We start from the raw sequence: 12,633 nt of genomic DNA, 5'->3' as shown, positions 1-12,633 counted from the left end.
ATGCCACTCGCCCCCAACATCTACCGGCTTGGAATCAAGGAGCTTTGGAGCCTGGCACGTGATCCTGTCATGCTCGTGCTGATCGCCTACACCTTCACGGTTTCGATCTATATCGCCGCCACGGCCATGCCGGACACGCTGCACAAGGCGCCGATCGCCATCGTGGACGAGGACGGTTCACCGCTTTCGGCACGCATCGCCGCAGCGTTTTCCATGCCCCGCTTCAGTCCGCCGGTCATGATCTCGCTGTCCGAGATGGATGCGGGCATGGACAATGGCGACTACACCTTTGTCATCGACATACCGCCGGATTTTCAGCGCGACGTGCTGGCGGGCAAGTCCCCGCGTCTCCAGCTCAATGTGGACGCCACCCGCATGACGCAGGCCTTCACCGGCAGCAGCTATGTGCAGCAGATGATCTCCGACGAGGTCAATGAATTCGTCGCGCACTACCGCAGCAGCGCCGCACCGAGGGTGGAACTGGTCCTGCGTGAACGTTTCAATCCCAATCTGGAGCAGTCCTGGTTCGGCTCCTTGATGGAGGTCATCAACAATGTGACCATGCTTTCCATCATCCTGACAGGTGCGGCGCTGATTCGCGAACGCGAGCACGGGACCATCGAGCATCTGCTGGTGATGCCCGTCACGCCGTTCGAGATCATGGTTGCCAAAATCTGGTCCATGGGGCTGGTGGTGCTGGTGGCTGCGACCATCGCCCTGCTCGGCGTGGTGCAGGGGGCCTTGCACGTGCCGGTGGAAGGTTCCGTGGGGCTCTTCCTGCTCGGCGCGGCGCTGCATCTTTTCGCCACCACCTCGATGGGGATTTTCATGGCCACTCTGGCGCGCTCCATGCCGCAGTTTGGCCTTCTCGCGGTGCTGATCCTGCTGCCCATGGAACTGCTTTCCGGCGGCTTCACTCCACGCGAAAGCATGCCGGGCATTGTGCAGCATCTGATGCTCTGCGCGCCGACGACGCATTTCGTGTCGTTCGGCAAGGCGGTTTTGTTTCGCGGTGCCGGCCTCAACGTGGTGTGGCCTCAGTTTCTGGTGCTGATCGGCATCGGTGCTACATTCTTCACCATCGCCCTTGTGCGCTTTCGCAAAACCATCAATGAAATGGCCTGAACCCTTTCAAACGACGGCCCCGTGGGCGGTGTTACTTCTCCGCCGCGGCCTGACGCAGCTCGGCTGCTCCGGCGGGCATGGTGGCGGACTGGCGCTGCCATCTGCGCATCAGCTTGATGAACTTGATGGTGTCCTGCACCGGACGGATTTTGGTCTTTTCGGCACCGTAGATGGTGCTCACGGGCACGCTTTGAATGGTGAATCCGGCGCGGCTGGCCAGCAGAAGCATCTCGGTCTCAAAGTCAAAGTGGTCGCTGCTGCCCATGATGTAGGACACCAGGCTGGAGCGGATGAGGCGGAAGCCGCACTGCGTGTCCGGGATGCGCACGCCACAGGCATTGCTGATGATGCGGGACATCAGGCTGTTCACCATCCGGCGCACAATCGGCATGCCCTTGACGTTTTCAAAGCGGTTGCCCACCACCACGTAGGCGGTGCCTGCGCGTGCCAGCGCGGTGAAGCGGGAGACTTCTTCCGGGGCGTGCTGGCCGTCTCCGTCCAGCAGCATGATATAATCAAAGCCACGCTCGGTCAGGGTCTTCATGCCCGTCTTCATCGCTGAGCCTTTGCCTTGGTTGACCGTGTGCTTGATGACTTCGGCGCCGGCTTTTCTGGCCAGCTCCGCCGTGTCGTCAGGCGAGCCGTCGTCCACCACCAGCACCAGGTCCACATGAGGAAGGGTCCGCTGCACCACATCGGCAATGGCCATCGCTTCTCGGTAGGCCGGAATGAGCGCAGCGATCTTGCACGTGGGGGTTGGGGTGGGGCTGGCGGCCTGCATGAATGAAGTGGGTCGGCAATCTTCCACGGTTTCCCCAACCCTGTCCAACCAGAATATGCCCCCGCAAAGAATTCATCTGGCACGCTGAAAGAAGCCGGGTATGGAAATGCCTCCCATCCTCCCCCCCACCCCCGCGGTTTCCTTATTCCCTTATTCCCTGATCCCACCAGATGCCTTCCTCCTTCACGCTTTCACCCCAGGATCGCGTGCTGGTTTTTGCCCCCCATCCGGATGACGAGGCACTGGGCTGCGGCGGACTGATCCAGCAGGCGGTGGCGCTGGGGGCGCAGGTGCGGGTGGTCTTCCAGACCGATGGCGACAACAATCCCTGGCCGCAGCGCTACGTCGAGCAGCGCTGGACCATCGACGCCTCCTGCCGTCAGCGCTGGGGCGCACGGCGTCGTCTTGAGGCGCAGCGTTCCTTGCAGACTCTCGGCCTGCCGGCGGACGCGGCGTCCTTTTTCGGCCTGCCGGATCAGGGGCTGACCCGGCTTTCGCAGCAGAAAGACGCACGCACCTTGGATCTGCACGTGTCTGAGCTGCAAACCTTCCGCCCCACGCTGCTGGTAGTGCCCTCCCAGGACGACAACCACCCGGACCACATGGGCTCCTACGACCTCATTCAGGAGGCCATGCACCGTGCCGGGATGGACCTGCCGCAATGGGCCTACCTCATCCACCGCCGCTGGTTTTGCCCTGAGGCGGCCGGGCTCACCCTTCATCTCACATTGAAGCAAAAGGCCCGCAAGCTCGCGGCGATCGAGTGCCACGAAACCCAACTTTTCCTTAGCAGCTCCCGCTTTTGCGGGTATGCACGCGATCAAGAAATTTTCATTCCATCCAACCCAGCCTGATGTCAACGCGCTCCCAATTCCTCACCCTTCTCGCCATTTGTACAGTCATGTTCTGGTGGCGTCTCGGGCACCTGCCCCTGATCGACCCGGATGAGCCGTTCTACGCGCAGACCACGACGGAAATGGTGAAGGGGAACGAATGGCTCACGCCCACCATCTTTGGCGAGCGCCAGTTTGAAAAGCCGATCTTCTTCTACTGGCAGTCCATGATCGCGCAGAAGATCTTCGGCCAGACGGAGCTGGCCGCACGTGTGCCTTCCGCCGCCGCCGGCACGCTGCTGGTGTTTCTGACCTGGATTTTTGGGCGGCGCATGTTTTCGCCGCGCGCCGGTTTCTGTGCGGCCGTCGTGCTCGCCACCGGGGTGGAGTACGCCTTCATGTCGCGGCTCATGCTCACGGACATCTTTCTGGCGCTGTGCATCAGCGCCTCCGTTTTCTGCTTCTGGCTGGCCACCGAGGAGGAGGACAAACGCGACCGCTGGATGATCCTGCACTTCATCGCCTCCGCGCTGGCGATGCTGACCAAAGGCCCCGTCGGCTTCCTGGTGCCCACGCTCGGCTCCATCTGCTACCTCTGGCTCACCGGCAAACGCTCTCCCTGGCGCGGCAAAGGCCTCTGGCTTGGCATCGTTGCCTGGCTTCTGATCGCCGGCCCTTGGTACGCCACCATGTTTTCCAAGTACGGCATGGAGTACTGGCACCGCTTCTTTGTGCATGAAAACTGGGAGCGTCTCACCAGCGCCGAGCACAAGCACAGCAACCACTGGTGGTACTACCTCATGATCATGGTGGCGGGCAATCTGCCCTGGATTCCGCTGCTCATCGCCGCCGTGGTGCGCACGGTGAAGGACATCAAAACCGACCGCCGCATGCTCTTCCTGGTGTGCTGGTTCGTGCCCAACCTGATCTTCTTCACCATCTGCAACAGCAAGCTGCCCACCTACACCTTCTTCCTCTTCGTCACCCTGGCCCTGGTGATGGGCCACACGCTCGATCAATGGATCGGCAACGGCTTCCGTGGCAAAGGGGAGCGCCTCCTCGCCTCCGCCCTCGCCGTGCTGCAGACCGTTCTCGTGCTGGGGGCTGCCAGTGCCATCACGCTCATGCTGCCCAAGGACAGCAACGCCTTCATCAAAGACCTGTCCCCGGTCATCTACGTCCTGGCGGCGATCATCAGCATCCCCATGGTGCTCATGCTCCTGCGGCGCACCGTTGCCTGGGCCGGCACCACGGTTCTGGTCACGGCATTCATCATCATGTACATGCAGTATGGGGTGGATGCCAAGGTCATGGAGTACACCTCCACCCGTGGCATCGCCGCAGAGGCCATGAAAGTGCGCCAGCCCGGCGAGCCGATCATCTCCTCCAGCTTCATTGCCCGCGCCGTGACCTACTACACCGGCAGCATGCCTGATGGCGTCATTTTCTTCCCATCCAGGCCGGAGCAGACGCAGCCCTACTTCACCCCACACCCGCCTCTGCACATGCTGCGTGCAGACGTCGGCACGGGTGAGTTTGCCGACAAGTACCCCAGCGTCCTCTGCATCGCCCTCATGCGTGACTGGGACCACTTCCAGTCCAGCGGCTCGGTGCTTAAAGACCGCTGCGAGAAAATCAAGGTCATTGGTGACCGCCTGGTGTTCCGCATCAAGGGCAAGCAGTAGGCGCTGGTCCGATGGGCTGTGGCTGCCAGTGCCACAGCCCCGCATTTCTCCACTTCACAACTCGACAAGCAGGCGCGGTTGCGGTGTAATTCCGCTATTCCAACCTCCTGCATGCAGTCCAAGTCACGAACAGCGCCTGATATTCGCGATCACGAGACCCTACGTATCATCGGCCACGGGGCGTTTGGGGAGGTCTGGCTGGCGCGCAGCGTCACCGGGGTGCTGCGGGCGGTGAAGGTGGTGTGGCGGGAGGACTACGACCGGCCCGAATCCTTTGAGCGAGAGTTTGAAGCGATCAAAAAGTTTGAGCCCATCTCCCGCCGGCATGAGGCGCTGGTGCCCATCCTGCAGGTGGGGCGCAACGACCTTGAGGGCTTCTATTACTATGTGATGGAGCTGGCGGATGACTTGGAGACCGGCCGCGAAATCCATGCCGACACCTACAAGCCCCACACGCTGGGGCTGCAGATGAAGCGGGACAAATGCGTGTCTGCCGATCTGTGCATCAAGCTGGGCGCGACCATTGCCGAGGGGCTGGACTACCTGCACCGCAATCAGCTCATCCATCGCGACGTCAAACCCTCGAACCTCATCTTCATCGACGGCATCTGCCGGCTGGCGGACATCGGGCTGGTGGCCTTGCTGGGGCAGCGCAGTTTTGTGGGCACGGAGGGCTTTGTGGCTCCCGAGGGACCGGGCACGGCAGCCTCCGACATTTTCTCTCTGGGCATGGTGCTGTATGAAGCGAGCACCGGGAAGGACCGGCTGGATTTTCCAGACCTGCCTTCCTGTGCAGAAACGGGTTCCAGCCTGGAGATCTGGCGCAGGCTTCAGGATGTGGTGTGCACGGCCTGTGCGCCCAAGGCGAAAGGGCGTTTTGTCAGTGCGCGGGAAATGGCGCTGGCGCTGCGAGGAGAACCGCTGCCCTCCTCCCGTCGTTTGATGTGGTCGTGGATCGCGGTAGGCTCGGTGGCGCTCCTGCTGGCGGTGGGATTTGGCATGTGGCTGGCGCAGAATCATCGGACGCGCATGCTCATGGCGGTGAACAACAGCGTGCCGCGCCTCAAGATTGTGACGACGCCTCCCGGCGCGGTGGTGTTTGCCGGTGAAGAAAAGCTGGGCGTGACGCCGCTGGAACTGAACCCCGCTGAAGGCGTGCCGGTGATCTATCAACTGCGCCTGCCGGGCTACAAGCAGATCGAGATCGACCACATCGCCCTGGATGAAAAGCCGGCGATGTTTGACCTGAAACTGGAGCCTTCCAAGCTGCCGCAAAAGGGCGAGCGCTGGGTGAACAGCCTCGGCATGGTGTTCAAGCCCGGAGCTGGTGGGCACATCAGCGCGGAGCCGGTGGAGATGAAATTCTTCAAGCGCTTTCTGGAGGCCACCGGCAGATCGTTTGAGGGCAAGGTGGTGCGTTTTCAGAGCGGCAAAGACCAGGAGTCGGCCTATCTTGTCGTCGTTCCTGACGGTGATGCGGAAGCCTTCCGCTACTGGTTGACGGACCGCGACCGCAGCGAGGCCTTTCTGAGTCAGGAACACCGTTACGAAGTGGAGCCGTTCTACTTTGTGGAAAGCGGGCAGGCCGCCGCCGATGACATGCCGGAGGGCCGGGACATGGACAAAAGCGAACAGGGTGAGGAAAAGAACTGGCGTGCGTTTCACCTGCGCGTGGAGCGGCAGACCTATGGCAGCGTGGTGGTGCACAGCCAGCCGGAGAAAGTGCGCGTGTTTCAGCACGATCAGTTTCTGGGCGAGACACCGCTGGAGCTTCCCCGGGTGCGCACCGGACCCGTGGAGTTTGAATTGCGCGAGGAGGGCTTTGCAGATGTGGTGCTGGAAGGCGAGGTGCGGGAAGGGGAGCAGGCGGAGCTCATTGCCGACATGCAGACGCGCAAGGCCGTTACCTTTGGCCGCCAATGGAAAGCGAACAGTCTCGGGATGAATCTGGTGCCGCTGGGGGACGTGATGTTCTCCGCGTGGGAGACCCGCCATCGCGACTACATGGAGTTTTGCAAAGCCACCCAGGCGCGCCGCCCGGGGCGGGTGGACGGCACCAACAAAGGCGGCGGAACACTGCCTGTGGTGGGGGTTGACCGCGAGGAGGCCCGGGCCTTCTGCGCCTGGCTGACGGAACGTGAGCGCAATGCCGGGCTGATCGGCGCGAAGGATTCATACCGTCTGCCCACGGATGAAGAATGGAGCCGTGCGGTGGGCCTGCCGCTGGAGCGTGGTTCATCACCTGAGGAACGCAATGGCCGCATCCGTGGCATCTATCCCTGGGGTTTTGAATGGCCGCCGCCCGAGGACGTGGACAATCTCGCCGACATGAGCGGCGCGCGTAAAGCCAGCCTCGACAGCGCGATTCCCGGCTACGACGACAGATTTCCATTCCTCGCTCCCGTGACCGCATTGCGCCCGAATGATCGCGGCATGTCGGGGCTGGCCGGCAATGTCTCCGAATGGGTGGAAACGGATTACACGCCGCTGCCACCCGCCAAACCAGGTGACCCCGCGAAACCCGTTCTCGGCACCACGCGCGGCGGCAACTGGCGCTCCGCCTCCCAGGATGAACTCCTGGCCTCAGCACGCATGCCCGTGCCGCCGGAAACACGACGGAACACCATCGGCTTCCGTGTGGTGCTGGCGCGTGGGAAATAAGGGCGCTGTGAATCATTTTGCCAATCCCGCGATCAGTGTGCGTCATCGCGTGCCCACGGATGCCCGGCCTTTATTCCCAAGGAGCTGAGGGGCGGACGGCTCGCAGGCACCTCATGGCCGCGTCACCTGCAGGCGCAGGAAGCGCTGCGGATGGGCGGGATCGGTCATCAGATAAAGATCGCCCACGGTCACCGCGCGGGTGTTGCCGGTGCCGGTTTCATTCACACTTGCGCCGGAGGCCAGCACGGTGAAGGCCGCGCCGTTGATGCTTTGGGCAAGGTCGGTCCACGTGGCCGTCAGCGAGTCCACTCCCTGAACGGTGAGCGTGATGTCGTTGCGGTCCAGGTAGCGTGTGAAGGCCAGTTGCAGATGATTGGTTCCGTTCGCGAAGGCTGTGGGCAGGATGCTGATGCCAGCGGTGCTGCCCGTTGGATCGCCGTTGAGCGCGTACTCGATCAAGTTGACAATGCCGTTGCCGTTCGGGTCAGCGCTGTCTGCGGCGTTGCCGGTGTTGCTGGTGGTGTTGAACTTGCTCTGCCGCCATGAGTCGGCTGCCGTCAGGCCCGTCCCGATGAGGGCGATATCAAACGGGTTCTTCGCCCCGAGCAAATTGCTGGCGATGTGAATTGCGGCGCTCCGCGCTCCAACGCCGCCCGGAGTGAAGGTGACGGTGAAGGTGACGCTGCCGGAGCCGGCAGGGATGCTGGTGCCGCTCAGAGAGCTGACGGTGAAGTCGCCGGCGTTCGTGCCGTTCTTGGTGAGGACGAGGCTGGCAAGAGTGAGGGTGCCGGGATTGGTGATGGTGAAGGTCTTGGCAGTGCTGCTGTCGCCAAGCTTCACTTTGCCAAAGTCCACGTTGCCCGCGCCGTCTGTGAGGGCGGTGGTCTGCGTCACCACGATGTCGGGCAAGGGGATCTCATCCGCACCGACCACCGGCGAGGTGGCGCTGCGAGTGTCGCCGTCGTAATCCGTGGTCAGTCCTGCGAGGGGCCTTGCAGCGCCGTTTACCAGCGCGTTGCCGCCGGGGGCGAGGTGCAGGTCTGCGGTGGCGGGGGCGGCGAACATCGCGCTGGAGTAGCTGCCGCCAGGATTGCCGGCGCTGGAGTGGGTGTCGCCGGGGAGGTTGGTCTGCCACTGCGCGTAGCTGATGGGGATGTCGGCGAAAGTGCTGCCATCACCGGCGTCAAAGAAGTTCGCAGCGGTGGTCAGTCCGGTTCCAGCATAGACATTGGAGTCGATGGCCAGCGTGCCAGTGCTGGCGGTCGAAAAGTTGGCCGCATAGTGGCTGCTGCCGGCGGTGCGCAGGTTCAGGAAGATGTTGTTCTTCACCGTGGCGGTGGAGTTGCCGGCATAGCTGAAGGCCCATGTCTCTCGAAAGGTGCCGCCGCTGCCTGTGAGGAGCACGCTGTTGTCCGCGATGAGGGTCGTGCTGCCGGCCGTGCCGTTGTCATAAATGCCGCGCAGGATCTGCGCCGTGGTGCCGGAAGAACCGAGCACGATCATGTTGTTCACCACCGTGACGTCCTGCCCTGAGGTATGCTGGCAGAGGATGCCGTAGGCCAGGTTGGTGCTGCCGGCCGTGTTGCCGATATTCCAAAGGCGGTTGCCTGACACGAGGGTGCTGCCAGATTCAGTGCCAAGAGCGATGCCGGTGGTGGCGCCGCTGGAAGTGAGGTCATGGACGACATTGTTGAGCACCGCATTGGTCCCCAGGCTGTTGACATAAATGCCGTTCAGGGTGGTCGTGCGCGCTGCGGTCTGGTAGAGCGTGTTGCCCGTGATGGTCCAGGAGCTGTTGCCGGAAAAAACGCCGATGCCCGTGCTGGAGAAGTTGAACATGTCGTTGTTGGAGACGGTGTTGCCGCTGTTGGCCACCCAGTCGGAACTGCCGAGGGAACTGACGAGATAGCCGGGAACGCTGGAGGCATCGCTGCGGTCGCGGATCTGGTTTCCCGTGATGGTGTTGCCGTCGTTGCCGGTGACTGAGCCCGCCCGGAAAGTCACCACGCCATAGGGAGTTGCCGAGCCTTCGATCACGCAGTTGCGCACGATGTTATTGCTGGCGTCGTTGGTGAAAATCATGGTGCAGGCGAGGCTGCCGGTGTTGGTGTTGCGGAAGGTCAGGTAGCGCCCGCTGCCGCCGAAGCTGCCGTCCAAAATGATGCGCTGTGCTCCATCAAAGCGGATCAAGCCGCTCGTGCCGGTGCCGACGATGGTGCGCATCGTCGCGCTGTCGGGCTGGATCGTCACGGTGAAGGCATTGGGATAGACGTTCGAACTGGGCGCGTTGAGCGCCACGCTGCCGTCCTCCGTGGTGTCGCTGGTAATGTTCACGGTGAGGTTGCTGGTGAGCGCGCCGTTGTTAATGGCCTCGAAGAGTCCGCCCGCGCCGCTCAGGCTGGAGTAGCTGCCGCCAGAACCGACCGTCACTGTGCCGCCGAGCGTGGACAGGACGCTGTAGCTGTACACGCCGGTGGCGGGCTTGGCGCTGATGTGCTGCACCGGGGGATTGGACGAGGCGGTGGCGGCGGAGGGCCAGGAGCTGAGGTTGTTTGACGCGTCCTGGGCGACGACGAAGTACTGGATTGTTTGGCCCGGGGTCACGACGCCGCCGATGATGAGGGAGTAATCAATCGTAAAGCTGTACAGGCCGCCGCCGCTGTCCGTGCCGGTGACGTATTTCCAGCCATTGTCCGCCGAGGTGTTGCCGACGAAGGCATCGGCGTCCGTGGACTTCTTGTAGTAGAGCCGCGGAGCACTGGCACCGCCAGAGACTGCGCCGCCGTCGTCGATGATGGTGGCCCACCCGGTGAGAACGCGGTTCGCCATGGTGCCGCTGGAGAGCAGCGGGTAGCTGATGGCGGGGGCTGGGTCGTAGGTGAAGCTGCCCGCGTCAGCGCCGATATCGACCGGAGTCAGGCTGCTGCGAGTCTGACCATCCAAATCAGTGGTGACGGAGGGAATGAGTACTCCGTGGCCTTCGGCAGGATTGCTGGACTGCAGGTGCAGATCCACCGCTGCCGCAGCGCCGGTCGCATTGATAAAGCGCGGGTCCGCCACGGTGCTGGATGCATCCTGCCCGGTTGCGGCCTGCCACTCGGCGAGGGTGTTGCAGTCCTGCCCATTGAACAGGCCGAGCACACCGCCGTTGCCAGTGGCGTAGATGATGTTGAAGTCCGAAGTCAGGCCCGGGGGCGGGGAGGCGACGCTGCCGTTGGTCATCGCGTAATGTTTGCCGGTGCCGCCGCTGTTGCTGCGGGCATTGACGAAGATGTTGTTGCGGATGTCGCGGGAGTTGTTCTGGCTGGAGCTGCTGTAAGCATAGGTTTTGGCCGAGCCGGAAGTGGCCGTGCCGCCCACATACACGGAGTTGTGGATGAAGTTTCTCGGATAGTTCGCGCCGTTGTCATTGTCATGAAAACCCCGCACGGTGGCGCCTGTGGCGGTGCTGGCGCCGCTGGCGTCCAGGCCCACGCGCACCATGTTGTTTTGCGCGGTGAAGGTGCAGCCGGAGCCGAAGAGCATGCCGTTCAGCTCCGCTGAAGAGTTAAGGGAGTCCAGATAGAGGCTGTGCACGAAGTTGCGCTCGATGATGTTGGTGCCGCTGATGCCGCCGTCGTAATAGATCCCGGCGACCACCACGGCCACGTTTTGCGCGGGGGTGATGGCCGCGTTGGAGGTGTTGTACAGGGAATGCACCACGTTTTGAGAAATGGTCTGCCCGCTGCCGGTGGAAAGCTGCCAGATGCCCACCACGGAAGCGCCCGTGCTCATGCAGGGAGAGGTCAGATTGCGGACGGTGTTGCCGGAGATGGTGTTGGTGCCCGTGACGGTGACGATGCCGCGCGTCAGGGAGCTGGTACGGGTGCTTTTGTTCATGAGATTGGCCACGGTGTTTCCGGTGATGGTGCAGTTGTTGGTGCCGCCGTTGGAGCAATCGATGCCCGTGAGGAGCTGTCCGGCGCCGCTGAAGGAAGTGCTGGTGGAGGCGTTCAGACTGCTGGCGGTGGTGGTGCTGCCGATGACATTGCCGGAGATGGTGTTGGTGCCCTTGGAGACCTGAATGCCGATGATCGAAGCACTGATGCCCGTGGTGGTGCCGCCGGAGGTGATGGAGCCGATGGCGTTGTTGCTGATGTTCACCGGTACGCTGGTCTCTGAGCAAATGCCGAAGGTCATGGCGCCATCGCCCGAGGTGATCACGGAGACGGAGCCTGTGCCAGTGCCGCTGCCGATGGTGTTGCCCGTGACAGTGCCGATGTCGCACATGCCCGTCTCCACATAGATGCCGGCCCATGCGCCGGGCTGGGTGGCGTCGGTGCTCGCGGTGGACCAGGAGAAGTTTTTGATGACGTTCCCCTGCACGCTGGTGGCGACGTTGCTGGCCACGCGCAGCCAGATGCCCACAAAGTTGTACGCCGCCGTGGTGCCGGTGCTCGTCCAGGCGGTGCCGCCCGCGCCGGCTGCGCTGCCGCCGATGAAGTTTCCGCTGACAGTGTGGCTGTTGGTGGAGGTGTTGCTCAGGTAGATGGCCCGCACCGTGGTGGCCACGCCCGCTCGGCTGGTGGTCTGGTAAAAGCTGTTGCCAGAAATGGTCCAGTTCGTGTTTCCGCTGGTGAGAGACAATCCGCTGGTGATGACGGCGTTGCTGCGGTAGAAATTGAAGATGTTGCAGTTGGTGATGATGTTTCCGCTGTTGTTGCTGGCCGTGGTGGTGCCGGTGCCCAGGGCCCAGATGCCATTGGTCGGTGTGGTGGCACCATCGCGGATGTCGCAGGTGTCCAGTGTGTTGTTGTCATTGCCGTTCGTGCCCGTGGTGGTGCTGAAGACGACGGTGCCGCTGCTGGCGTTGGTGTTCACGCCCTGGATGGTAAGATAGCGCAGACTGTTGTTGCTGCCTTCATTGATGAAGCGCAGCGCCACACCTGAGGTGCTGGTGTTGGCAAGGGTGAGCTGCTTCGCCGTCCCGGTGCCGCCAGGCCGCCCGTCGATCGTGACAAACTGCGCGCCATTCAAATCCACCGTCGCCGCGGTGGTGTTCGAGCTGGAGATGGAGAGGCCCGTGGCACCCGTCTGCGGGCGAAGCGTGAGAGTATTCGTGGCGCTGGCGCCATTCAGTGCCGGGATGGTGAGGGGAAAGGTCTCGACCGTGCTCACATAGGCTGCCTGCAACTCCAGCACGAGCGCTCCGCCCAGCGACTGCGCCTGCACATCCGCGATGGCGGCGGTCACGGAGGCATAGTCACCGGTCGGCCCGATGGTCTTGGTGCCGGAGAGTGGTGCGGCATGTGCAGGAATGGCAATCGCCAAAGCCACCACGGTGAAAAGGATAATGTGAAACGCTTTCATGGTTGGGCGGCCTTAGGTTTAACAGCCGGGGGGGTGATTGTGACCAATGAGAGGGATTACTCAAGGTCAATGATGGAGGCAGGGTTGCCACATTCATAGGTGAAATGCCATATTTTAATCCATAAAACCTTTAGACATGCATCGGTGGGCCACAGGGTCATGATGCTGCGCATCCATGAACCGGCCCCCGTAGAGCTGG

6 protein-coding genes are annotated in these 12,633 nt (G+C 62.5%); 4 read left to right on the top strand and 2 right to left on the bottom strand.

Translation table 11 applies throughout. From position 1 onward, the window contains the following. Positions 1–1,125 carry an ABC transporter permease gene (locus AC3RLQ_RS11385; RefSeq protein ID WP_493037135.1) on the top strand — a complete coding sequence of 375 codons (1,125 nt, stop codon included), beginning with the start codon at positions 1–3 and terminating at the stop codon, positions 1,123–1,125. 31 nt (positions 1,126–1,156) lie between these two features. On the opposite strand, the gene AC3RLQ_RS11380 is transcribed toward AC3RLQ_RS11385, so the two are convergent. Further along, a complete protein-coding gene (locus tag AC3RLQ_RS11380) occupies positions 1,157–1,906 on the bottom strand; it encodes a glycosyltransferase family 2 protein (protein ID WP_493037134.1) in 750 nt (249 codons plus the stop codon). 170 nt (positions 1,907–2,076) lie between these two features. Here AC3RLQ_RS11380 and AC3RLQ_RS11375 point away from each other — a divergent pair, with 170 nt between their 5' ends. The 3 genes from AC3RLQ_RS11375 to AC3RLQ_RS11365 all read left to right on the top strand — a co-directional run bounded on the left by AC3RLQ_RS11375 (position 2,077) and on the right by AC3RLQ_RS11365 (position 7,085). Then, positions 2,077–2,760, top strand: coding sequence for a PIG-L deacetylase family protein (locus tag AC3RLQ_RS11375; protein ID WP_493037133.1), 684 nt, complete (start codon positions 2,077–2,079; stop codon positions 2,758–2,760). Beyond that, the gene (locus AC3RLQ_RS11370) at positions 2,760–4,424 is read left to right on the top strand and encodes an ArnT family glycosyltransferase (protein WP_493037132.1); all 1,665 of its coding nucleotides are present in this window, start codon (positions 2,760–2,762) and stop codon (positions 4,422–4,424) included. The genes AC3RLQ_RS11375 and AC3RLQ_RS11370 overlap by 1 nt, the downstream gene beginning before the upstream one ends. A 111-nt stretch (positions 4,425–4,535) precedes the next feature. Continuing rightward, positions 4,536–7,085: a protein kinase domain-containing protein gene (locus tag AC3RLQ_RS11365; RefSeq protein WP_493037130.1), complete on the top strand. Its 2,550-nt coding sequence runs from the start codon at positions 4,536–4,538 to the stop codon at positions 7,083–7,085. 111 nt (positions 7,086–7,196) lie between these two features. On the opposite strand, the gene AC3RLQ_RS11360 is transcribed toward AC3RLQ_RS11365, so the two are convergent. Beyond that, positions 7,197–12,434 (bottom strand): beta strand repeat-containing protein, encoded by a 5,238-nt coding sequence (locus AC3RLQ_RS11360; RefSeq protein WP_493037127.1) that lies wholly within the window; start codon positions 12,432–12,434, stop codon positions 7,197–7,199. Positions 12,435–12,633: the final 199 nt, after the last annotated feature.

The sequence above is a fragment of the Prosthecobacter sp. GW821-HT29F12 genome (assembly GCF_058803405.1).
This window is presented reverse-complemented; position numbering and strand designations above follow the sequence as displayed.